Source organism: Pseudoalteromonas sp. NFXS53 (assembly GCF_056629255.1).
In genome coordinates this window covers 274,762-300,205 of sequence record NZ_JBWVBR010000002.1, presented here as the reverse complement: position 1 = coordinate 300,205, position 25,444 = coordinate 274,762, and the positions used below count along the sequence as shown (strand labels likewise).

At 40.8% G+C, this 25,444-nt stretch carries 18 protein-coding genes; 10 read left to right on the top strand and 8 right to left on the bottom strand.

The features are described from left to right. Positions 1-82: 82 nt before the first annotated feature. Positions 83-1,006 (bottom strand): histone deacetylase family protein, encoded by a 924-nt coding sequence (locus AC1HJP_RS04110; protein ID WP_480360505.1) that lies wholly within the window; start codon positions 1,004-1,006, stop codon positions 83-85. A gap of 147 nt (positions 1,007-1,153) precedes the next feature. Between AC1HJP_RS04110 and AC1HJP_RS04105 the strand changes: the two genes are divergently transcribed. After that, on the top strand, positions 1,154-1,768 hold the full coding sequence (locus tag AC1HJP_RS04105; protein WP_480360504.1) for a flavin reductase family protein: 615 nt from the start codon (positions 1,154-1,156) through the stop codon (positions 1,766-1,768). A 118-nt stretch (positions 1,769-1,886) separates the two neighbouring features. On the opposite strand, the gene AC1HJP_RS04100 is transcribed toward AC1HJP_RS04105, so the two are convergent. Then, entirely contained in the window at positions 1,887-2,552 is a 666-nt protein-coding gene (locus AC1HJP_RS04100; protein WP_480360503.1) for a DUF7010 family protein, read from the bottom strand. 143 nt (positions 2,553-2,695) lie between these two features. Here AC1HJP_RS04100 and AC1HJP_RS04095 point away from each other — a divergent pair, with 143 nt between their 5' ends. Further along, a complete protein-coding gene (locus tag AC1HJP_RS04095; protein WP_480360502.1) occupies positions 2,696-3,145 on the top strand; it encodes a nuclear transport factor 2 family protein in 450 nt (149 codons plus the stop codon). Positions 3,146-3,281: 136 nt separating this feature from the next. Here AC1HJP_RS04095 and ltaE read toward each other — a convergent pair whose 3' ends face one another. From ltaE to AC1HJP_RS04075, 4 genes are all read right to left on the bottom strand, one after another. Then, a complete protein-coding gene (gene ltaE / locus AC1HJP_RS04090; RefSeq protein WP_480360631.1) occupies positions 3,282-4,289 on the bottom strand; it encodes a low-specificity L-threonine aldolase in 1,008 nt (335 codons plus the stop codon). Positions 4,290-4,435: 146 nt separating this feature from the next. Next, on the bottom strand, positions 4,436-5,842 hold the full coding sequence (locus tag AC1HJP_RS04085) for an alanine/glycine:cation symporter family protein (RefSeq protein ID WP_480360501.1): 1,407 nt from the start codon (positions 5,840-5,842) through the stop codon (positions 4,436-4,438). A 51-nt stretch (positions 5,843-5,893) separates the two neighbouring features. Next, entirely contained in the window at positions 5,894-6,814 is a 921-nt protein-coding gene (ctlX, locus tag AC1HJP_RS04080) for a citrulline utilization hydrolase CtlX (protein WP_480360499.1), read from the bottom strand. A 26-nt stretch (positions 6,815-6,840) separates the two neighbouring features. After that, entirely contained in the window at positions 6,841-7,974 is a 1,134-nt protein-coding gene (locus AC1HJP_RS04075) for an ornithine cyclodeaminase (protein WP_480360498.1), read from the bottom strand. A 167-nt stretch (positions 7,975-8,141) separates the two neighbouring features. Between AC1HJP_RS04075 and AC1HJP_RS04070 the strand changes: the two genes are divergently transcribed. After that, positions 8,142-8,582 (top strand): Lrp/AsnC family transcriptional regulator, encoded by a 441-nt coding sequence (locus tag AC1HJP_RS04070; RefSeq protein WP_058030352.1) that lies wholly within the window; start codon positions 8,142-8,144, stop codon positions 8,580-8,582. A gap of 32 nt (positions 8,583-8,614) precedes the next feature. Here AC1HJP_RS04070 and AC1HJP_RS04065 read toward each other — a convergent pair whose 3' ends face one another. Continuing rightward, positions 8,615-9,499 (bottom strand): LysR substrate-binding domain-containing protein, encoded by an 885-nt coding sequence (locus tag AC1HJP_RS04065; protein ID WP_480360497.1) that lies wholly within the window; start codon positions 9,497-9,499, stop codon positions 8,615-8,617. 113 nt (positions 9,500-9,612) lie between these two features. Between AC1HJP_RS04065 and AC1HJP_RS04060 the strand changes: the two genes are divergently transcribed. From AC1HJP_RS04060 to AC1HJP_RS04030, 7 genes are all read left to right on the top strand, one after another. Further along, on the top strand, positions 9,613-10,788 hold the full coding sequence (locus AC1HJP_RS04060) for an MFS transporter (RefSeq protein WP_480360496.1): 1,176 nt from the start codon (positions 9,613-9,615) through the stop codon (positions 10,786-10,788). Between the two features lie 306 nt (positions 10,789-11,094). Then, entirely contained in the window at positions 11,095-12,909 is a 1,815-nt protein-coding gene (locus tag AC1HJP_RS04055; RefSeq protein ID WP_480360495.1) for a motility associated factor glycosyltransferase family protein, read from the top strand. 26 nt (positions 12,910-12,935) lie between these two features. Next, positions 12,936-13,658 carry a hypothetical protein gene (locus tag AC1HJP_RS04050; RefSeq protein ID WP_480360494.1) on the top strand — a complete coding sequence of 241 codons (723 nt, stop codon included), beginning with the start codon at positions 12,936-12,938 and terminating at the stop codon, positions 13,656-13,658. 405 nt (positions 13,659-14,063) lie between these two features. Then, positions 14,064-19,379: a hypothetical protein gene (locus tag AC1HJP_RS04045; protein WP_480360492.1), complete on the top strand. Its 5,316-nt coding sequence runs from the start codon at positions 14,064-14,066 to the stop codon at positions 19,377-19,379. A gap of 43 nt (positions 19,380-19,422) precedes the next feature. Beyond that, positions 19,423-20,541, top strand: coding sequence for an HD domain-containing phosphohydrolase (locus AC1HJP_RS04040; RefSeq protein WP_480360491.1), 1,119 nt, complete (start codon positions 19,423-19,425; stop codon positions 20,539-20,541). A 119-nt stretch (positions 20,542-20,660) separates the two neighbouring features. Beyond that, the gene (locus AC1HJP_RS04035) at positions 20,661-21,869 is read left to right on the top strand and encodes a low temperature requirement protein A (protein WP_480360490.1); all 1,209 of its coding nucleotides are present in this window, start codon (positions 20,661-20,663) and stop codon (positions 21,867-21,869) included. A 70-nt stretch (positions 21,870-21,939) separates the two neighbouring features. Further along, positions 21,940-22,944 (top strand): acyltransferase family protein, encoded by a 1,005-nt coding sequence (locus AC1HJP_RS04030; protein WP_480360489.1) that lies wholly within the window; start codon positions 21,940-21,942, stop codon positions 22,942-22,944. Between the two features lie 94 nt (positions 22,945-23,038). On the opposite strand, the gene AC1HJP_RS04025 is transcribed toward AC1HJP_RS04030, so the two are convergent. Then, entirely contained in the window at positions 23,039-25,255 is a 2,217-nt protein-coding gene (locus tag AC1HJP_RS04025; protein WP_480360488.1) for a TonB-dependent receptor, read from the bottom strand. Positions 25,256-25,444: the final 189 nt, after the last annotated feature.

Below are 25,444 nucleotides of genomic sequence, written 5' to 3'. Positions count from 1 at the left end.
ACTTTTTAGCTTTTAGCTTTTAGCTTTTAGCTTTTAGCTTTTAGCTTTTAGCTTTTAGCTTTTAGCTTTTAGCTTTTAGCTTCTATAACAACGCGGCTTGTTTCACTACAATCGCATGACGTTTTGCCAATCGTAAATGGTCTTTATCGTAACCGCCGCCGATCACCGTGGCTACTGGCACGCCTTTGTTTTGGCAGGTTTTAAGCACTAACGCATCACGCTTTTCTAATCCTTGCCATGAAATATTGAGCTTACCTAGGGTATCTTGCTCCCATACATCAACGCCTGCATCGTACAGCACTAAATCGGGGTTCAAGTCTTCAATCAGCCCCGTTAAGGTTTCTTGCACAATGTTTAAATACGCAGCGTCTTCTAAGTGATTCTCTAGACCGATATCTAAATCACTGTCATGTTTTCTAAACGGGAAGTTTTTCTCGCAATGAATAGAGCAAGTAAACACGTATGGGTTGTGTTTTAACATAGCGGCGGTACCATCGCCTTGGTGTACGTCTAAATCAAAAATCAGTACATTATTCACCTTGCCTTGCTTAATAAGCGTTGTTGACGTAAATGCAAGGTCATTCACCATGCAATAGCCTGAACCAAAATCATAATGGGCATGATGGGTGCCACCGGCAAGATGACAGGCAACCCCATGTTCAAGGGCCAACTCTGCGGTTTTTAATGTGCCAAGGGGGGCGGTAAAAGTACGCGCCATTAATTGCTCTGACCAAGGTAAGCCAATTCGGCGCATCGCTTTGTCATCGAGCTGATTACGCCATAGATCCCAAATATAGTCTTCGCAATGCACGAGCTCGAGTGGGGTAGGCGAGCCAAGCTCTGGTTGAACTAGGTTGTCACCAATTAAACCCATGCTTTTTACTTCATTAAATAAGTTTGCGAATTTACTCATTACAAAGCGGTGTTTAGGATCAAAACTAAACGAGTAATTTGGATGATAAACAAGCGGTAAACGGGTGTTGAGCGGGCTGTGATTTGAGAGCATTAAAGGCGGTGCTTAGTTTCAAGTTCAATAAGTGTAACTGATATACGTACCAGCTTACAGTTGAGATTATTATCTGCGCCTACAGGTTTTTTTACCGCATGGTTTATGCAATCATGTTGGTCTTATTTTTCAAAGTGGTAAAGACAAATGGAACTGAATTTCTCTGACTTTTCTGGCAATCAAATCTATCACTTAATGACGCAAACCATTATTCCGCGTCCTATTGCTTGGGTGTTAACTGACTCGGGCGAGCAAAGCTACAATCTTGCGCCATTTTCTTATTTCACAGCGGTGTCGAGTGCGCCGCCTCTGATGATGTTTTCGGCTGGTAAAAAGCCAACAGGCGAGATCAAAGACACAGTTAAAAACGTGATAAATACCAAGCAGTGCGTAATTCACATTGCGTCTGAGCAAGACGCTGATTTAGTCACCGCCACGGCTGCAACACTCGAGCATGGTGAGTCTGAAGTCACCGCTAACGACATTGAACTGGTGGAGTTCACAGGCTTTGATCTACCTCGCATTAAAAACTGCCATATCGCTTATGGTTGTGAGTTATATGAAGTTCAGAAAATGGGCGAAGCACCGCAATCGTTAGTGTTTGTGAAAGTAAACACTTTATACGTGAACGATGAAGTGATTGAACTGGATGCCAAACAACGTTTAAAAATTCATGCCGATAAAGTCGCCCCGCTGGCGCGATTAGGCGGTGGGGAATATTCAGGCATTACAGCTCCTTTTGCGATGGCGAGACCTAAATAAGGATAAATAATCAAAGCTCAATACAAATAACTCGGTTGAATGAGTGATTAGAATAAACAAGCGCAGCATCACACTGCGCTTTTTTGTTGGGAGAGCATTTTGTTTAGAGTGGTGTTGGTTAAGCCGTTTGCGGGTTTAACGTTTTTTGCATTTGTAAATTTGCCCATCTCTTCTCAAGGACCAAGATAGTAAATAAGTAACACAGCACCACAATAATTGGTTGTAACACAAAGCTGTTCTCAGGACTGATGATAAAAGCGGCGGTACATAAAACCGTTCTGACAACTGCGTGAGCCACACACACTTTAATCTTACAAATCGCGCCATGTACCAACCACATTAAACCCGACTGCACTGCAATCGCAAACGGCAGGGCGTAAGGGTTTTGCATGGCAAAGGTAATACTAATTGAGAAGGTCAAAAACGTCATCGCAACCGCAGCTAAAAAGATGGTATCGAATGGGTTGCGCTCAGCGCCTTTTTTAAACTGTACGTCTTCACCAGTTAACTTAGCGAGGCCTAAGCCCAAATACACTATTGAACCTGTACCAATATAAATCGCCCAAGTTTGCATGTGTAACGATAAAGACATGCCAGTAAAAATTAGCAAGCTCCACACTATCATTCCAGCCAGCGGCACAGCTAAAAAACGGCGGTTTTGATAGTTTTGTAAATGTGTTTCTAGGTTAATGGTGTTCATGGCAATCTCCGTCTGTTGATGGAGTAAGTATGGCCAGAAGGTTGGGTGTTTATCAGTGAGCTTTGTCACGAACTCAGATGACAAATGTCATTGCTTTGGTTTATCGGTGAGAGTTCATTGGCATGAGTGCAGGGGAGCGTTTTGTAGGATCTAAATTAAAGTCTACGCTGTTTATTTATTATGGTAATATCAAGAAATAATAAAAACTTTAAAGGAAATATAAAGTTATGAAATTAGTTTGCACTTTATTATCTGCCGCCATACTGTTTGGCACCTCAACGCTTTCTACATCAGCTTTTGCAGCTTCAACTTCTGCAGAAGCAGCAAAAAGTGTCACAGACATTGTCGATATTCAGCTTAAAGCCTACAACAACCGAGACATTGACGCGTTTTTAGCAACCTACCACAAAGACGTAGAGATCCACTATTTTCCAGAAGGTCTCAAATACAAAGGCATTGATAAACTAAAAGAAGAATATGAGCTGATGTTCAGCAGAGTCAGTTATTTGAATGCTGCAATTACACATCGCGAAATTCAAGGCCGCTTTGTTGTCGATACCGAAGAGGTGACTGCAAAGTTTTTGTATCAAGGTAAAGAGCTCGAAAACAAGTTTAAAGCGATCGCCACCTATGAAGTTGAAGATGGTTTGATAAAGCGCGTGCTGTTTTTGAAGTAGATTACTTACGAACCTTAATTTTTCTCTTCTCTTTAGGTTTATAGTCAGATTTGTTTGAGTTTTATCAAGCAAATCTGACACTCTCATTTTCAGCTTTCAGCTTTCAGCTTTCAGCTTTCAGCTTTCAGCTTATCGCCTACCCACTAAAAATAGCCTTAAACCCTTCTACAACAAGCTTACAATCAACGTTGCTCACATCTTTATGCAACACAAAACGCATTTGCTCACCAGCACAAATTTTGATGCCTTTTGCTAATAGCTTATCGGCAAGCTCGGTGGGTGAAAGCGGGCCCTTGTATTCAACAAACACCATATTGGTGAATTGCTTGGTGACTGTCAGTTCGTCGAATTCATTGAGTTCTGCTGCTAAAAACTCTGCATTGTGGTGATCTTCAATCAGTCTTTCTATGTTGTTGTCTAATGCGAATATGCCTGCGGCTGCGACAATGCCCGCTTGACGCATGCCACCACCGAGCATTTTTCGCCACTTGTGAGCTTCATGAATAAAGTCTTTCGGGCCACATAAAATACTACCAAGTGGCGTGCCTAAACCTTTCGACAAACAAATAGAAACCGAATCCATCTGAGAGGTAATTGCCGATACAGGCACATTGTGATGCACCGATGCGTTGAATACCCGTGCACCATCAAGGTGTAAACCAAGCCCTGTGTCGTTACAAAACGCACGCGCATCATCTAAGTACGACATTGGCAGAGCTTGCCCGCCAACTGTGTTTTCGATTGATAACAAGCGGGTGCGAGCAAAGTGATGGTCGTTAGGTTTGATTTTCTTTTTCGCGATATCCAGTGGAATAGTGCCGTTTGCAGCAAACTCAATTGGCTGAGGTTGAATACTGCCTAATACCGCCGCGCCACCGCCTTCGTATTTATAAGTATGGGCGTCTTGACCAACAATGTATTCGTCACCACGCTGACAATGGGCGAGAAGGGCAAGCAAGTTACTTTGAGTACCACTTGGGGCAAATAACGCCGCTTCATGGCCGGTTAGCTCTGCGGCTTTTTGCTGTAGTGCATTTACGGTTGGATCATCGCCAAACACGTCATCGCCAACAGGGGCATTGGCCATTGCCTCACGCATGGCTTTACAAGGTTGGGTAACGGTATCACTGCGTAGGTCGATTATTCTTGTTGTCATTCTAGTTACTTATATTAGCGGTGGGTAATTTGAGTGTAACTGGAGGGTTTTGTAGATTCAATGGCAAAGCGACAAAGCCATCTTTGACTCTGTCGCAGTATAAAAATAAGCATAAGCTTGAGCTTTTTCGAGTGCTATTCCCATACGCCTTTTTCTGTTTTACCCTGAATCTCAACATTGTCTAATTTAAACTCTGGAGTTTTATTGGCTTTTAGCTGACTTTGATAGTCTTTGGTAATATTAACAATGGTTGGGGTGAGTAGTACAATGGCGTAAACGTTCACTAAGGTCATTAAACCAAGGGCGGCGTCAGCCATGCTCCATACCTCTTTGAGTGATGCAGTTGCTCCCCAAAACACCATAAATAAATATAAGGCCGTATAAGCTGCGCGACCCAGTTTATTGTCGAGTTTGAATAGATGAAGATTACTCTCTGCGTAAGCGTAGTTTGCGACCACGGAAGTGAAGGCAAATAGGGTAATTGCCGCGGCAACAAAATAATGACCAAATTCACCAAAGTGACTGCTCATGGCGTTTTGTGTCATGCCAATGCCTTCCATTTCGCCACTGATGGTAATGTCAGACAGTAAAATGACGACGGCGGTACAGCTACATAAAACAATAGTATCAACAAATACCCCAAGCATTTGCACATAACCTTGCGCAACAGGGTGGTTTGGCACAGGAGATGCACCAGCAGCAGCATGTGGTACACTACCTGCGCCAGCTTCATTCGAATATAATCCCCGTTGAATACCATTTTTAATGGCAGCACCGAGTGCCCCCGCACCAGCTTCTGTTAAGCCAAATGCCGAAGCGAACATATCAGCAAACATAGCAGGGAGGTGTTGAATGTTCATTGCGGTAATTACCAGTGCCACGGCCACAAATGCCAGCCCCATAAATGGCACAATAAGCTCGGCAAAACGGGCAATACTGCGAAGTCCGCCTACCACAATAAAACCTGCGATAACGGCAATCACCGCACCAGAATAGGTTGGGTCGATAGCAAAAGTATTGTTCAGCGCATCGGCAATGGTGTTGGCTTGCATAGCACTAAAGCTTACCCCGTAGCCTAAAAACAAACACAGCGCGAACAGCACTGCGAGCCAAGGTTTGTTTAGACCTTTACGAATATAGTATGCAGGCCCCCCTCGAAATTCATTGTTGCCGTCACGAATTTTATAAAGCTGACCGAGTACGCTTTCGGCGAACCCAGTCGCCATACCCAATAGCGCAATTAACCACATCCAAAATACCGCGCCACTGCCCCCTAATGAGATGGCAATGGCAACGCCAGCTAAGTTACCTGTGCCGACCCGAGCCGATAAACCAGTACATAAAGCTTGAAACGAGCTGATACCAGATTTATCGCCTTGGGTGCTGTCTTTCATCACTTTGAACATGTATCTAAAGTGGCGAAATTGCACAAACTTGAGCTTGAATGAAAACCAGAAGCCTGCAAATAACAGCAAATAAATGAGTATTTGGCCTTGGCCCCACAGTAAATTGTTAATGGTACTAATTGCGCTATTTATCATTGTTATATGCTCTCTTTTTTTATACCAACTAAAATTCTCAATTGACCGGTGCTAGCGTTTTGACAGATGTATGCCCGCTAACATGCAGCGAACTGAGCCTCCGGCTAGTTCGATGGCCGAAACATCAAGTGGCACGAGTGTAACACTTTGCTCAAGCAATGCTTTTTGCGATTGGCTGAGCGCTGCAAATGCGGTGCTCGACAATGCCAATAAACGTTTAGAACCTGCGTGTAACTCTAGTGCATTACCGCAAAATGCGCCTATTTGCGCTTCAGTTAAATGGATCACCTTTTTGCCAGCGAATTCAAAACGACGAATGATTTCATCGCGACGTTTGACGTCTGTCATCATCTCAAACCCAGCTATAACAAAGTCGCTGCCAATACACATCAAGACATTGGTATGGTAAACCGCTTTACCTTGCTTATCTTGAGCATCAAACACCATAGGTTCAAAATTGAAGTGCGAGCAAAAACGCTCTAACACATGAGAGTCGGTGCGGTTTGAGCGAGCGGCATAAGCGACACGTTCAATATGGTCTAACACCATGGCCCCCGTACCCTCTAAAAATAGGTTGTCGTACTCAAGGCCAGAATAATCAATAACATCTTGTACACGATAATGAGCTTTTAAAAATTCGATGACATCACTGCGACGCTCTTTACGCCTATTCGGCGCGTACATAGGGTAAATGGCTATTTGCCCACCAAGATGGGTCGAAAACCAATTATTTGGGAATACCGAATCTGGAGTATCGATGCTTTCATCTTCAAAAATATGCACGTTAATACCATGGCCGCGCAAGGTTTCAGCGGCTTTGGTAACTTGCTCATAGGCTAAACGACTTACCTCAGCGGGGTCGAATTCGCTGCTTGACTGAAAGCTATTATCAACCGCAGTTTGCTCGTTTGGGCTAAAATGATGCGGTCTTATCATCACCACCGCATTGGGTGCTTGAGGAAATAAACTCATAGTGGTCTCTTCTTTATTATTTTTATTTAACTAAGAACCGATACGCTTGGGGCACTGTGATTTTGCGTTAAGCCAAACAAGTTTCTTGGGTCTTGTGGACTGGCCAATAACTCAATCTGCTGCGCCTCTTTATTCTGTTTTACTAGCTCAAAAATAAATCGCAATGCCGAATAATCTTCAAGTGCAAAACCTACACCGTCGAAAATGGTCAGTTGTGCGTCATGGGTACGCCCTGACTTTTCACCCAAAATAACTTGGTACATCTCGGTCACTTTGCTGTCGCTAGGTAGTTGCTGAATGTCGCCTTCAATACGCGTTTGAGGTTCGTACTCGACGAAAACGTCTGCGCGATTGAGCAGGGCGGCATCGAGTTCAGTTTTACCCGGGCAGTCGCCGCCAATGGCATTGATGTGAATGCCTTCACCTACCATGTCACTGGTTAAAATGGTGGCATTTCGTTTATCAGCGGTGCAGGTGGTAATGATGTCAGCCCCTTCAATGACCTCTTTGGCTGAGTGGCATATTTCAATATTTAGGTCGTTTTCTTTGGTATAACTTTTTAAGTTACTAAAGCACTTTTTGGTTGCATTAGGCTCTATGTCATACAGGCGAACATGGGTGACGCCTAATATGGCTTTGAATGCGAGTACCTGAAACTCAGATTGCGCACCACAACCAATCATTGCCAGCGTTTTGCTGTGTTTGGGGGCAAGGTACTTCGCCATCATGGCGGATGTTGCAGCTGTTCTGAGTGCTGTAAGTATGGTCATTTCGCTGAGCATCAGCGGGTAACCACTGGCAACATCGCTTAGAACGCCAAATGCGGTAACGGTTTGTAGGCCGATTTTGGTGTTTTTTGGGTGACCGTTCACATATTTAAAGCTGAATTGCTGGTGGTCAGCAACGGGCATCAGCTCGATTACGCCCTCCGCAGAGTGCGCCGCAAAACGGGGTGACTTATCAAAATCAAGCCAACGTTTAAAATCAGCTTCAAGATATTCAACCATGCCAAGCATCAGTTGCTCAACACCATATTGATTAATCAGTGCCAACATATCTGAGACACTCACAAAAGTGATGTTTGAAGACTTGATGTTTAATGACTCTAAGCCTTTTTGTTCAGCGTTAAAGTGTGTTTTGAACGGGGATTCTGTGTGCATTTTTACTACCTAGTTTTTAACTTAAGCAAATAATAGAAATGAGTTGAACTAAACTAAATGTAAAAATATGATGCTTTTTGTATTAATTTTTGGCATTTTGCTAGCTTCTGATGAGCAAAGTGATATTTCAACGGCTGAGTAAAGGACTAATTTAATGGAGAGTAATTTTGGATAATCGAAAACCTTATCTATTTGATGCCATCGATAAAGAGCTGGTCGCCATTTTAAAAAGTGACGCCAGAGCGCCTGTGGCAAAACTTGCAAAAATACTCGGCGTATCGCGGGGTACAGTACAAAACCGCTTAGATAGGCTGGTAAGTAGTGGGGCAATTTTAGGCTTCACCATTCGCGCCCATGAGCAAATCGAAACAGATGCCATTAAAGCGGTGATGATGATCGAAGTCGTAGGCAAATCGACGACTCAAGTTATTCAAAAGTTACGGGGTATCCCGCAGCTGTTAAAAATGCACACCACCAATGGCGCGTGGGATCTAATCGCAGAAATTCAAACTTCGAACCTACAAGAATTTGATTTAGTGCTTCGAGAAGTGAGAGCCATTGACGGGGTACTGAATTCTGAAACCAGTATTTTGCTAAGCTCTGTCTAATTTATACCTTGTTTAATTTAAGCTCGGTTTAGTTATAGAGTGAGCCTCGGTGAGAAAAAGTCGATAAAAGCGTTTATACGTGCCGATACGCTGGAGCTTTTATAATACACCGCATGGATTTCTTCTCTTGGATTCGGAGTTTGCAAAGCATGAGGGAGCACTTCAACTAAGCGCCCTGATTTTAGGTCGTCGTGCACCATAAAGTTTGAAAGCAGAGACAGACCATTACCAGCTAAGGTCAGCTGTCTTACAGATTCGCCGTTACTGGCAAATAAACTTGGTTTTATACGTGTAGGCTCTTTTAAAGGCCAGTTATTAAGTTTAGGTGCTTCGGCAAAACCAATAAGGGTATGCGCCGAAAGGTCTTGGTTGTTTTTAGGGGTACCGCATTCATCTAGGTATTCAGGACTTGCAACAATGCGTAATGGGCTGGTTCCTAACTTTTTAGCATATAGGTTTGAATCAGACAGTCGACCAATGCGAATAGCCACATCAGTCTTTTTCTCAATGAGGTCAACAATATTTTCATGGGTGATCAACTCTAGTTGGATCTGAGGAAACGCTTGTTTAAATGCTTTAACCCAGGGGATTATTTGATGAAACATAAAAGGGCTAGCCGCATCCACTCTAAGTGGGCCACTGGGGGAGCACTTATTTACACTGAGTGCCGCTGTGCCTTCTGATAAAATAGCGAGGCTTTGCTTGGCATAAGTTAAAAATGTTTGCCCATCTTCGGTTAAATCAATTTTTCTGGTGGTTCTGTTAAATAGCGTGACATTTAGCATGTTTTCTAATCGGGCAATTGCACGGGAGATCTTGGCGACTTGCGTATTATGAAAGTTGGCAGCAAGGGTAAAGCTCTGAGACTCGGCCACAGTCACAAATATTTCTAAATCTTCAGTCTTTGGTTGCGCCATTTTATATGTTCACTTTTACAATAATCACAAAAGTATTTTGAGATTATTGCTGTTTTTGTCAATTTAAATTTTCTCCAAAATACCCTCACTTTAATTTTGTGAGGAATCTAAATATGCCTTTAGCTTTATTCGCGCTGACTCTCAGCGCTTTTGCAATTGGCACCACTGAGTTTGTGATTGTCGGTTTGGTGCCGACCATAGCCGCAGACTTGGGCGTGTCTTTACCTTCCGCGGGTTTATTGGTGAGCTTATATGCGCTGGGTGTTGCGGTTGGTGCACCCGTATTAACTGCACTGACAGGAAGGTGGGATCGCAAGTTGGTGTTGCTGACATTAATGGCGCTGTTTGTGGCGGGCAATTTGTTAGCGTGGCAAGCCCCCAGCTATGAGTCTCTAATCACTGCGCGTATTCTCACAGGCTTAGCCCATGGGGTATTTTTCTCAATAGGCTCAACCATAGCAACAAGCCTAGTGAGCAAAGACAAAGAAGCCAGCGCCATTGCCATTATGTTTACAGGTTTAACGGTTGCGCTTGTAACCGGTGTGCCGCTGGGCACTTGGATAGGGCAAGAGCTGGGCTGGCGAGCAACGTTTTTAGTGGTATCAGTACTTGGCTTAATTGCGTTGATCGGCAGTGCTATTTTGGTACCAAAAAACCTCAAACAGTCTACGCCTGCGAAAATAACGGAACAATTAAAAGTGTTAACACAACCAAGGCTACTACTTGTGTATGCGATGACAGCAGTTGGGTATGGCGGCACATTTGTGGTATTCACGTATTTAGCACCAATTTTAGAGCAAGTATCTGGTTTCGCTTCGAGTTCAATTGGTTTGATCATGTTAGTGTATGGCGTTTCAGTTGCAGTGGGTAACATTTGGGGTGGTAAGCTTGCTGACAAAATGGGTCCTGTCAAAGCATTGCAACTCATATTTTCTGCACTGGCATTGGTTTTATTGGTCTTTACTTTCACAGCGCAAAGCCAAATAGGCGCAGTGTTGACCGTTTTAATTTGGGGCGCATTTGCATTTGGTAATGTGCCTGGCCTGCAAGTTTATGTGGTGCAATTGGCAGAGAAGCACACCCCAAACGCTGTGGATGTTGCATCAGGACTCAATATTGCAGCATTTAATGTCGGCATCGCACTTGGTTCTGTTGTGGGTGGTGTCATTGTTGAAGACATGGCTTTAACAGACACAGCTTGGATAGGCGCAGCAATTGTGGTGTTGGCATTCGCATTAACACGTTTCTCAGGTTATCTAGATAAGCAAGCTGAAAAATGTTTGATCTAGCCTAAAGCCTTATTTGATTTATCGTTCAGGTTATCAATTTGAAAGGGCGCATATTCTATACGCCCTTAATTTGTGAGCTACTTAACAAAACACATCTTGGATGTTCTTTAAATTTCCTCACAACCCAAAGAATGACATGGTCCCTGACATTGAGTTAAGTATGTTACATATCCTTATGATTATTAATAACTAAGATATTGACTATTTAGGGCTAAAATTTAATTTTTTCTAGGAATTTAAATTTATAACAGTTAAAGTTTTTTAGAAATTTCGTTTACGCCTTTGGTATAGATATATAAGGATAATATGTTAAGGGACAATATAAAGCTTATATCAACAGAGGTTTCGGTAGATGTTGCTCAAAGTATAGAAAACTTCACAGAAACTGAAATTAACTCTTTATGTTTAGATTTTTACGGCGAAAACGCTGAAGCATCTTGTTATAAGCAAGTAAGTTTATTCTTAAATCATCCGCAGCACCTAAGCATGAGTCTTCAAACTCTAGATAATAATGATTATGTGCACCAAAAAATTATTAATAACCTCAATAAAGCGGCAAAAAAATTAAACTGGCAGCAAAACTCAAAACCGCAAAGAGGTACATTAATCATTTTGGGTCTTGGCGCTGGGTATCACGTAACGCATTTATTAGAAAAGGTAAACTACTCAGATGTGATCATTATTGAACCGAATGTTGAGCAGTTAGCCCTTGCCTCACATCATACTTGTTTGAGTAACATAAAAAATATTTGTGAAAAAAGAAATGGTAAGCTAAGAATCTTTACCTTTAAAACTTACGAAGATTTCGTTAGGGAATTTATAAATTTAGTAAATAATCACGAACCTTCACTGGTTGCAGATGTCAGCCTTTTTCGTCATTACAGCTCACCGGAGTTTGACAAGATATTTAAAAATTTTAAAGTTTGGCGCAATAGTGCTGCAAGTCTGTGGGGTTTTTATGAAGATGAGTTAATGAGTCTAACTCATACAATAGAGAATAGTCATCATAATCAAATTAGTAGCCATTCAAATGTGTTTGAAAAGTACAAAAGCACACCAATCATAATTGCTGGCAATGGACCATCCTTGGATGACGATATATCTCATTTACACTCTGTGAAGAATGATGTGCTGATTGTATCCTGCGGAACTTCGCTAAACGCCCTGATCGAAAATGGGATTACGCCTGATATTCACGTTGAAATGGAACGTTCGCCTGAAAGTTTGTACATAAAAAAAGAACAAGCTAGGCAATTGGCAAATAAAAAGTCTATTTTTATTGCTTTAAACACTGTGTTTCCAAAATATATTCAGCTTTTCGAAAACCGTATTATATTTGCAAAGGCAAATGATCTCGGAGCCTCTTTGTTAAAAGAAGAGTTTGTTAATCTACAGTACCTGTATAACTGTAATCCAACGGTTACTAATATGGCTTTAAGCTCAATGCTGCGTTTAGGGTTTAAGAATATATTTCTGTTAGGTTGTGATTATGGTTATGCAGACCCTAAATACCACCACAGTAAGCACTCAGCTTATTTTGATGAAGCCAGTACTTTATCAAGCTCAGTATTTTTGGCTGAAATGAGTGTAAAAGGGAACTTTGAAGATACAGTATCAACTTCGAGAATATTTAATGAATCTAGGTTAGTACAACAAAAGATTATTGTTAGTGATACATCCCTTACGGTTACAAATTGTAGTAACGGTGCGAAGATAGAAGGAACTAAGGTTGAATACTTTAAGAACTTAAAGTTTCCAAGTCTTCATAAAGAGAACGTTATAAATGACATAAGACAATATGCTCAGTTTCATTCAATAAAAGCAATTAAATCTGATGATACACTAGACATTGCATCTGATTTAGCTGCTGCTCTCATGATGAAGTTACGAGAAGAAAAGTCTATAGAGGGTATTGTTAAGTTAATGTCCAACTTGGTTAAAGATATATCGTTAAATTCAGATTTCAGGAAGGTAAACTATCTATTAAGCGGTACCTTTAAATATATTTTATTAGTAATTTCATCTCATGTTAATCATATTCCAATTGATAAGCGAAGGGATTATTTAGTTGAGTTAAAGTCTAATCTTGATAAATATTTATTGTTTTTAATAAAGAAATAGCGTTGTAACGTTCATAAGGAAGATATATGAAATTTAATATAATGGCAGTTTTACCATTAGCAATAGGCACTATGCATGTAGGTGAGTCAGTGGCTGACACAGTTAACAAGGTTGTTCAGCATAACTCAGGTTTTACCCAAAATTCAGTTGACAATATCAATTCAGGTGACTCATTCGGTGCAGGTGACTCATTCGGTGCAGGTGACTCATTCGGTGCAGGTGACTCATTCGGTGCAGGTGATTCATTTGGTGCAGGTGACTCATTCGGTGCAGGTGAGCGTCCAGAAGGCTTTGTCTCATTTCCAACAAATGAAGTTAACTCCGACATGCCAAGCGGTACTTCAAGTTTCATTCACTATGGTGTTCTTTATATGGAAATAAAGAGAGATGTTTATGGTGAATATGAACCATATTATTCGACTTGCGTCAGGACTGCGAATAGACAAATAATTGGTTCAGCATCAACCTCTGATATTTTTCTGCTGGATAAACAATATATGCTATCAGGGCGTTATAAACCATACACACCGAAAACAGGTGCATATGAAAAAATACAGTTAACTATACAAGACACATTATTAAAGAAAAAAGAGCGTATTACCTTAGATAAAAATGATTCTGGTAAATATGAATTCTACGGCTATTCTAAAGTTGGTAAAGACTTTATTGGAACAGTAAGAGCTTACTATAAAGGCAGAGAGGCTTATGATAATGAATGCCGTTACTCCTTTGGTAATGCGCCAGATTAAATATTTAAAGTTAAGGTGATAATATTAAAATTAGTAAATTTTCTTTACAATAAAATTTATTCTGGCTTGCTAGTTATAAACCTCAAAATGGCGCATGTTATAATGCGCCATTTTCTTTTTAGCGAAGGTTTAAAGCTTCTGATTTTTAGTGAGATTACTCTCGTTTTTTCTGTCTTTTATACTATGTGATTATAAATGGACAAGAAATATGGGTAATATCAAATATACTGCCATTTTTAGCTTCTATGACCAAGTCAAAGAGGTTAACGAATCAGCAAAATGGTTTAATCAACACCTTTAAAAAATATAACGCCCTGGGGCCTTCAGGGCGCTTGTTGCTGGAAGCTTTTTCATGATGTTCACGTTACAATAACGGCTCTTAAATCTACATAGACGATAATAGTTATGAAGCGGTCTTATCTGAGCATATTTTTATTAGCAATAGTCTCCTTATCTGGGTGTGGAGGTGGCTCAGGCTCAGAAGGTGATACTTCGACTGACTCAATTCAGACGTATTCTGTCTCTGTAGATATTAATAGTAATGGCAGCATAGATAAAAATTCAGCTCAAGTGAAAGCGGGTGAGACAGTAACCTTTGAAATTACCCCCGATGATGGATTAGTGATTGATGCTGTTTCTGGCTGCGGCGGAAGTTTATCGGGAACCACATATACAACTGGTGCAATTAATGAAAACTGTGTCGTAAAAGTCAGTTTTAAACTAAAACCTTTTCTGGTTTCGACGGACGTAGCAGCGGGAGGCACTATCTCCCCCAGCTCAGCTGAAGTGATCCAAAATAGAATTCAAAGCTTTCAAGTTTCTCCTAATGAAGATCAGCTAGTTGAGTCGGTAAGTGGTTGTGGCGGTGAATTAAGAGATAATAATGTATATGTTACTGCGCCCGTGACTGAAAACTGTGAGGTTAAAGTGGTGTTCAAGCCAAAACTGGTGCTTGCAGAGATAATACAAGATCCGGCTTTATTGGCATGTACACAGGCCTCAGGTTATAAGTATGCAACCGATATTGCCGAACTTGCTTGTGATAGTGAGGTGACTTCGTTAGATGTATTACCATCACTGCCAAACCTTACAACTTTGAGGCTTGTAAATAGCCAGGTTCAGCAACTTGATGTTTCAAAAAATCCAACCCTAACAAGTATTTCACTTGTCAATACACTAATTACAAACCTAGATTTACAAGCGAACACTCAGCTCACAGCCCTTCACATTGAAAATAGCCTACTCTCACAAATCGATATCAGCGCTAACATAGCACTTAGAGAGCTGGCTGTGACCAATACATCTCTGAACAGTATTGATGTTACAAATAACTCCGCATTGCAAAAGGTGGTGCTAACGGGGAATCAGCTCACAGAGCTAGATATCTCGAACAACACAAATCTCATTGAGCTTAGAGTGGAAAACAACCAACTTACGAAGCTTAATGTGAGTAACGCACCTCTGCTGCAAGATCTGCGAGTGGACAACAATAAACTGTCATATTTAGATATCTCAAACAATATTGCACTTGAAGAATTAAGAGCATCGAACAATCAGCTTCAAGCAATTGATACGCAGGCAAACCCTGCATTGTCAGTTTTAAGCCTAGGAAGAAACTTAATCTCATCAGTAGATGTATCCAATAATCTGGAGTTAACGGATTTAAGGTTGTTTGGTAATCAGTTAACGACGCTTGATATCTCAAACAATACAGAGCTAACGCGTTTAAGTTTGTATGAAAATCAGCTCACAGAGCTAAATATCTCGAACAACACAAATCTCATTGAGCTTAGAGTGGAAGACAACCAACTTACTAAACTAGATGTGAGTAAGGCGCCTCTGCTTCAAGACTTACGAGTGGACAGTAACAAACAGTCAGATTTGGATATCTCAAATAATACTGCACTTGAAGCATTAAGAGCTTCGAACAACCAGCTCTCAGAGCTAGATATCTCAAGCAACACAAAACTCATCGAACTTAGAGTGGAAGACAACCAGCTTACGAACCTTGATGTGAGTAACGCACCTCTGCTGCAAGATCTGCGAGCAGATAACAATAAACTGTCATATTTAGATATCTCAAACAATATTGCACTTGAAGAATTAAGAGCTTCGAACAATCAGCTTCAAGCAATTGACACTATGGCCAATCCTGCATTAACCGTCTTGAGCCTAGGAAGAAACTTAATCTCAATAATAGATGTATCAAAGAATCAGGCATTAACGGATTTAAGGCTCTATGGTAATCAACTGACGGCGCTTGATATTGCTAAAAATATACAATTAATGTATCTAAGTTTGTACGAAAATCAGCTCTCAGAGCTAGATGCCTCGGACAACACAAATCTCATTGAGCTTAGAGTGGAAGACAACCAACTTACGAAGCTTAATGTGAGTAACGCCCCTCTGCTTCAAGATCTGCGAGTGGACAACAATAAACTGTCAGATATAGATATCTCAAACAATATTGCACTTGAAGCATTAAGAGCTTCGAACAACCAGCTCTCAGAGCTAGGTATTTCGAACAACACAAAACTCATCGAACTTAGAGTGGAAGACAACCAGCTTACGAACCTTGATGTGAGTAACGCACCTCTGCTGCAAGATCTACGAGCAGATAACAATAAACTGTCATATTTAGATATCTCAAACAATATTGCACTTGAAGAATTAAGAGCATCGAACAACCAGATTCAAGCAATTGATACGCAGGCAAACCCTGCATTGTCAGTTTTAAGCCTAGGAAGAAACTTAATCTCAATAATAGATGTATCAAAGAATCAGGCATTAACGGATTTAAGGTTGTTTGGTAATCAGTTAACGACGCTTGATATCTCAAAAAATACTCAGTTGACGCGTTTAAGCTTGTATGAAAATCAGCTCTCAGAGCTAGATGCCTCGGACAACACAAATCTCATTGAGCTTAGAGTGGAAGACAACCAACTTACGAAGCTTAATGTGAGTAACGCCCCCCTGCTTCAAGATCTGCGAGTGGACAACAATAAACTGTCAGATATAGATATCTCAAACAATACTGCACTTGAAGCATTAAGAGCTTCGAACAACCAACTTACGAAGCTTAATGTGAGTAATGCACCTCTGCTGCAAGATCTACGAGTGGACAACAATAAACTGTCATATTTAGATATCTCAAACAATATTGCACTTGAAGAATTAAGAGCATCGCACAATCAGCTTCAAGCAATTGACACTATGGCCAATCCTGCATTAACCGTCTTGAGCCTAGGAAGAAACTTAATCTCAATAATAGATGTATCAAAGAATCAGGCATTAACGGATTTAAGGCTCTATGGTAATCAACTGACGGCGCTTGATATTGCTAAAAATATACAATTAATGTATCTAAGTTTGTACGAAAATCAGCTCACAGAGCTAGATATCTCGAACAACACAAATCTCATTGAGCTTAGAGTGGAAGACAACCAACTTACGAAGCTTAATGTGAGTAACGCACCTCTGCTGCAAGATCTGCGAGTGGACAACAATAAACTGTCATATTTAGATATCTCAAATAATATTGCACTTGAAGCATTAAGAGCTTCGAACAACCAGCTCTCAGAGCTAGATATCTCAAACAACACAAAACTCATCGAACTTAGAGTGGAAGACAACCAACTTATAAAGCTTAATGTGAGTAACGCCCCTCTGCTGCAAGATCTGCGAGTGGACAACAATAAACTGTCAGATATAGATATCTCAAATAATACTGCACTTGAAGCATTAAGAGCTTCGAACAATCAACTTACGAAGCTTAATGTGAGTAATGCACCTCTGCTGCAAGATCTGCGAGTGGACAACAATAAACTGTCATATTTAGATATCTCAAACAATATTGCACTTGAAGAATTAAGAGCATCGAACAATCAGCTTCAAGCAATTGATACGCAGGCAAACCCTGCATTGTCAGTTTTAAGCCTAGGAAGAAACTTAATCTCAACGATAGATGTATCAAAGAATCAGGCATTAACGGATTTAAGGTTGTTTGGTAATCAGTTAACGACGCTTGATATCTCAAAAAATACTCAGTTGACGCGTTTAAGCTTGTATGAAAATCAGCTCACAGAGCTAGATATCTCGAAAAACACAAATCTCATTGAGCTTAGAGTGGAAGACAACCAACTTATAAAGCTTAATGTGAGTAACGCCCCCCTGCTTCAAGATTTGCGAGTGGACAACAATAAACTGTCAGATATAGATATTTCAAACAATACTGCACTTGAAGCATTAAGAGCTTCGAACAACCAGCTCTCAGAGCTAGGTATCTCGAACAACTCAAAGCTCATCGAACTTAGAGTGGAAGACAACCAACTTACGAAGCTTAATGTGAGTAACGCCCCTCTGCTGCAAGATCTGCGAGTGGACAACAATAAACTGTCAGATTTAGATATCTCAAACAATACTGCTCTTGAAGAATTAAGAGTTTCGAACAACCAGCTCACAGAGCTAGATATCTCGAACAACACAAATCTCATTGAGCTTAGAGTGGAAAACAACCAACTTACGAAGCTTAATGTGAGTAACGCACCTCTGCTGCAAGATCTGCGAGTGGACAACAATAAACTGTCATATTTAGATATCTCAAACAATATTGCACTTGAAGAATTAAGAGCATCGAACAATCAGCTTCAAGCAATTGATACGCAGGCAAACCCTGCATTGTCAGTTTTAAGCCTAGGAAGAAACTTAATCTCATCAGTAGATGTATCCAATAATCTGGAGTTAACGGATTTAAGGTTGTTTGGTAATCAGTTAACGACGCTTGATATCTCAAACAATACAGAGCTAACGCGTTTAAGTTTGTATGAAAACCAACTGAAAGAACTTGATATTGCTAATAATTTAAACCTAGTCGAGCTAAGTGTAGGCAGTAACCAACTAAGCGATATCGATACAAGTCAGCATACACAGTTAGTGTCTTTTAAACTGTATAGAAACAACTTGTCTCAAGTTGAAATTGCAAACAACCTCGCTTTAAAAGTGCTTAACTTGGGAGGAAACACACTAGGCTCGGTTGATGTCTCAAAACATACCGATTTAGAAGAATTGAGCTTGTATGAAACAGGCCTGAGTAACATTGATATTTCTAACAACCTCGCTTTAAAAGTGCTTAATTTGGGTGGGAATGATTTAGGTAATATTGATGTTTCAAAGCATGTTTTACTTGAAGAGTTAAACCTTTATGAGACTAATTTAACCAGTATCGATGTGTCAAAGAATACATTTTTAACTGAGCTTAGTTTGTATACATCAAGCAGCAGTAGCACTCGCAACGATTTAAAAGAGCTCAATTTGGCTAATAACAGCAAATTAATAGCCTTGAGTTTGGGCGGTAACAAGAATTTATCTAACTTAGATTTGAGCGCAAATACAGAGCTTGAATCATTAAAACTCTACAGTATGGGCCTTACTGAAATTAATCTCTCAAAGCATGAAAAGTTAAAGGAGCTGAACTTAAACTTCAATGATTTAATTGATATAGATTTGTCTTTACAAACGTCCTTATTGGAACTTTTATTGACTAATAATCGGTTGTCAGAAATAGACTTATCGAGCAATGTTGCTCTAGAAAAGTTGCATCTAGAGAGTAATAACTTAACCGAAATTGACTTAAGTAATAATACACAGCTGAAAGCGGAAAATATAAAGTTAGATGATGGCGTTACCTGCAATGGGGATGTTTGCCCAAATTTTGGAGAATAGAGCATAAATGACGTATGCTTTAGGTAAGTAATAGGGAGGTTTTATGGAAGCAAGTTTAAGGCATACGTTATTGAATCATGAATACTTCACGGTACGTGGAGTGTACCAGGATTTTTTGGAAATCATCGTTGCTTTAAGTGGCAGCCAGATTGGTTATTTTCATTTATATGATGAAGAGTCTAAAACGCTGCGTTTAAATATTTGGTCTAAAAGTGTTTTGGAATTTTGCTCAGCCTCTACCGACTCCCATTACCCTCTAGAAAAAGCAGGCATTTGGGCCGATGCTATTCGTTTGAAAAAAGCTATTTTTCATAATGACTATCCAAATTTAAAACATAAAAACGACCTGCCTGAAGGGCATTTTCCGCTACAAAACCATGCTGCATTTCCGATATTTGAAGGTCAAAAAGTTATTGGTGTATTGGGCATAGGTAATCATCCTGACGGATACTCTGAAAAAGTAATAACAAGCTTAGAAGCAAAAATTACTGAATTATGCACTATTGCATGCGAAAAAATAGAAGGTATAAAAAGACGAGAAAAACTCTTAGAAGAGGAATTCTCAAAATATAGTCCACATCAAATATTGCTTGAAATGCTCAAAGCAATAACGCATAGCTTAGAGATGCGAGATCCTTACACAGCTTACCACCAAAAGCATGTTGCTTATATTTGCTCGGAAATTGCGACCAAGCTTGCTCTGCCTGAAAAGCAAAGAATGGGACTTTATATTGGCGCATTAATTCACGATATTGGTAAATCAAATATCCCCAGTGTTATTTTAACTAAACCCTCTAAACTCATACCTGAAGAACTAGCCCTTTTAAGAACGCATAGTAGTAATGGTGTTGAGATGTTTAGGGAGTGCCATTTCCCGTGGCCTATTCAAGATATGATAGGTCAGCATCACGAACGACTTGATGGCAGCGGTTACCCTAAAGGACTTACTGAAAATCAAATTTGTTTAGAAGCAAAAATTATCGCAGTGGCCGATACTTTTGATGCAATGGCAAATGATAGACCTTATCGCAAGGCCCGAGGAGCGCAAGCGGCTATTAAAGTGCTTAAAGAGGGGCGCGGCACTGTGTATGACCCTTATGTGGTTGATGCTTTTATGGCATGTTACGAACGAGACCCAACCTTTGCAGGCATTTACGACTAGGCCTACCGGTTTTGTTGGTAGTTATAATCTTGAAAGAAGACTAGGTTACTAAAAAGAGACTAGTTGTTAAATTAAACAGCCAATCTAAAATTAGTCTAAAGCAATAACAGGTATAAAAAATGGCTTTAGACAAACACCCAATGTGGAAAGCACCACAGCATCACATGGACAGTGACCATCAACATGATCATGTTCATTGGATTGAGTTATTTTATGACTTAATCCATGTGGTCATTATATTCTTGCTCGGTAATTACTTGAGCGACCATTTAAATCCCGGTGGTTTTGCAGTTTTTACAGGTGTATTTATTGCAGTCTGGTTTGCTTGGGCAGACTCCAGTGTCTTCAACTCTCTCTATGTCAGCACCGACATCAAACACCGTTTTATTATGAGTAGCCAAATTGTCACCGCTATGATCATGGCTGCTTCTATTCCCAATATTCATGAAAAGGGGTGGATGTACTTTGCTCTTGCCTACTCAGCAAACCGCTTTATAACTGCTTATTTATATTATCGAACCGATAGATTGGGGATTGAAGAAACTGTATTGGCAAATAAAGTCAGTAAAAACTTTGCGGCTTTGGCGGTTCTTTTTACCGTAAGTGCGATTATTCCAGCACCTTACAACTACTTTTTATTTGCTCTTGGCATAATCAGCATTCAACTTTTGTACATGCTACCAAAAATAGGTGTTTTAGAATGCAGTCGTTTTTTACCCCGCCTTGGTCATATGTCAGAGCGATTCGCGTTACTTGTGTTAATTGTGCTTGGAGAAGGCTTTTTTAAGTTGGTGATCACCTTATCTGAGAAAGGCATTTATAAAGTAAGCCCTGATGTTTTAGTTAACTTCATTTTTGGTGGGATCTCTGTATTTGTTTTATGTTGGATATATTTTGATTTTGTAGGCAATGGTAAGCCTAAAAATACAAAAAAGTGGACGCTTGTAAGTTGGTGGCTGGCCCACTTATTGGTTATGTTGGCTGCCGTAATGATAGGTGTAGCCTTATCAGGAGAAGTTAAAGTCGGGTTTTGGGAACCTTACCCACTTAAGTATGCAACGATCGGATGTATCGGTCTGGCTGTTTATTTGCTCAGCTTACTTTGGATACAAAAGAATATTGAGTATCGAGTCGCACATCGATTTGCGACAGCCAAAATTCGATTCCTAGGCGTATTTTTAGCGATGATCACTTTGGTTGTTGTGCCATTTGTGCCTTCTTTAATTGGTAATTTGTTATGGGGCAGTGCACTGTTTTCGCAAATCGCCATTCCAGTCACAAAAGCTTATGTCACTTTTCAAAAAGAAGAGGCGTCTGAGGCCAAATAATAAAAATGACAAAGGCTGTTAATTTCGTTAGGGTTTTTAGCTGAAACTTTATAAAAATAAGAATATTAGTTTGCAGATCAGAAGACTTAACACTATACGTGCGCTTGCGGCCATCATTGTTCTAATTACTCACTTTAGTGATAAAACCGACTGGTTGGGTGGCATATTAGGAGGGCGAGCAGGGCAGTACGGCGTCATGCTGTTTTTTATGTTAAGTGGGTTTTTAATGGCGTACTTGTATGCTGACAAGCCATTTAATACGGTCAAGGTTAAAACTTATTTAATGGCGCGTATTGCCCGGGTTTTACCTTTGTATTTGTTAGTGGTGCTGGTGTCATTTGGCACGCTACAGCTAGGGTTTCAAAGCTTATATGACATTCCTGATGGCAGTGCTCTGTTGTCACATTTGTTGTTTTTAAAAGGCGACAGTGTACTTTGGACTATTGCCCCTGAAATTCATTTTTATCTACTTTTTGTTCTTCTTTGGGGCATTGCGCGGTGGCGCTTTGGCTACGTACATTTACTGGTTTTCACTTGTTTAATCGGACTATTTTTATCTAACTTTCCAAGGCCAATTGGGCAATTATTTGAGCTTGCTTATGATCTGCATATTTTTAGAAGTCTGCCGTACTTTTTAGTGGGCGTGCTATTTGGCTTACATTACGGCAAAGCCCATATTCCTGACTATTTAAAAAGCCACGGCTTTGTTTTGATGCTCGGTGGCATTGTATTGCTATACCCTGATCTCAGCCCAGTTCGTTTTGATAGCGTGTATCGTATGTGGCTCAGCTATGAAGTGTTACTGATGATGTCGGCTATTTTCTTTGCGCTGGTGTATTTAGTGCCCGATAAGAATGTGATTTTAGAAAACAAATTCGGCGACTTTCTTGGCAAGATTTCGTTCTCTTTATATTTGCTGCATATGCCAATATTGACGCAAGTAGTTAAGTTAGAAGTATCTGTATTAATGCAATTATGGATATTTATTGGTTTATCTGTGTTGGCGGCGACGCTCAGCTATCAGCTCTTCGAAAGACCTGTTGCCAAGCTAATTAGGGGGAGAGTAAAACCTTAATTATCGGTAGCACCGACTTTATGTCGGGTGAGATTAAGTTATAAAAACAAAACGGGGCACATGGCCCCGTTTTTGGTATTAGCTTTATTGCGAATTAGAATGTTGCGCGGTAGCGTACACCAAACTCGCTTGCATCATTGCTCTTGATAACAAGTAGGTAGTCACCTGTGTTTATACGAGCATCATCATAACGCTCATCAAAGATGTTACGACCGTAAAGTGATACATCCCAGTTTGCGTTTGCAGGCGCGTAAGAGATATCGAAGTTTACTGTTGTGCGGCTATCAACTTGCGTCATGCGAAGTGGGTCTGAGCTTGGCTCACCGTACATGCTGTCACGGAAAGATACATCAAAACGGCTTGTTACTGTCGCGTTGTTTTCAAGTTCAAACGTGTATGACGGGCTAAGTGATGCAGTCCACTCTGGTGTAAGTGGTGCAACTGGCTTCACGCCATTTTGTTCTTCAACGTCTACGTCCATAAAACCAAAGCTTGAGTGAAGCGTGAAGTTGTCAGTTACGTAATAAGTGCTTTCAAATTCAACACCGCGAGACGTTTGCTCAACGATCAGATTATTCGTATCAAAACCTGTCTCTGTTGACGTGTTTACTTGGTAAGGAAGGTCGTCATATTCTGTGTTGAAGAATGCCACACTCATGCTGAAATCATCTGTTAACTGGCCTTTGAAACCTGTTTCGTAGTTGATTGCGCTGATGTTATCACTTGCCATGAATGCGTTGTTTGCACGTACAATTGCAGCAGCTTCTGGGTTATCAAAACCACCTGCACCGAAGAATTGACCGATTAAGAAGTAAGGACGCGCAGGGTACTGACCTGATTGGTAACCAGTTTGTACTGTACCGTACCAGTTTAGACCGTTTTCAAACGTGTAGTTTGCAGCGACTTCATAAGACACTTCGTCCCATTCGCGGCTTGAATAAATTGTACCTACTGGGTCAAATACGTTTGTTGAAGCTGATTTTTCATCTTCTGTGTAACGCACACCACCAGATAGACGTAAGTCGTCAGTTGCATCGTAACCTACGTTTACGAATACAGCGCGGCTTGTCGTTTCTTGGTCAAGCTCAAGCTTTGTAGGGCCGCCATCAAACTGTGCTTCAGTGTCGCTTTGACGGTTGCTGCCTTCTTCGTTAAACCAGTAAACACCCGTTACAAAGTCAACTGAGCCTAAGTAACCTGTTAATTGTAGTTCAACAGAAGTTTGATCAGCTGTGCCGCGCTCTGGGTAATGGTCTAGTTTTATTGCTGTACCGTCGTCATCAAGACCCGCTTTGTATTCTGATGAACGCTTAGAGAAGATGAATTTTGTACCTAGGTCAGCGTTGATGTCGTATTCAGCTGTTAAAGAAATGCCGTTTGCTTTGTTTGAAACGGTTGCAGTTTCGATTGTGCTGGTTGCATTGTCATATGGGTCAGCTGCAACGTCAGCGTTTGTTAAACCGCTTTGCGCTAAACGACCGTTTGGTAGTTCGTCAATTAATGTTGTGAATGGACGTGTACCGCCTTCACCGTCGTTTGCATCTGCTGTGAATACCAAACGTAAATCTTCGCTTGCATTGTATTTTACAGATAGTCGGCCGTGGAACTCTTGGTTCTCGCCCACATCGTATTCAGCATTTGGCAAGTTGATGAACTCACCTAAACCGCCGCGACGGTTAAAGCCCATGTTGAAGTTAAACGCTAAGTCTTCAGTCACTGCTTGGTTAGTGAAGATGCTGCCTTTTAAGCGACCTCGAGTACCCACTTCAGCACTTACTTTAGTGACTGCTGCTTGATCTGGCTGTTTAGTGATGATGTTGATTGCACCACCGATTGAGTTACGACCGTAAAGAGTGCCCTGAGGACCACGTAACACTTCGATACGCTCGATGTTTGCTAGGTTCCAGTTTTGACCTACTTGGCGACCTAAGTACACGCCGTCAACGTAAACACTTACGCCTGGATCTGTAGTGATAAGGTGATCTTGCAGACCAATACCACGGATGAACGGGTTCGCAGATGAGTTGTGGCCCGCTGAGAAGCCTGTGATATTTAAGTTAGGAACAAACTTGCCTACATCAGTGATGTCAGAAATACCTTGTGAATCAAGGTCATCACCTGAGAATGCACTCATCGCAATTGGCACTTCATAAATAACTTGCGAACGTTTAGTTGCTGTTACTGTAATTGCTTCGATTTTTTTGTCTTCAGCTTTAGCTTCGTCAGCCATTACCGAAGTTGAAGGGAAGCTGGTCAGTGCAAAGGCCATCGCCGCAGCGATAGGAGATAAATTGCGTACAGGGGTGCTCATATTTATTCCTCAAGAAACAGTGTTTTAAATCTCGTGTGTGTTGGTTTCTTGCGAGGTGACTCGCCAACCTAGTGGAATAACAGAGAAATGAGACTTTAATTTATAAAACACGCGCGCACAAAAACGCCATCACCTTAAAAGGGCGATCGCTTCCATGACAAATGATTTTTTATAAAATGAAGGTCAGCA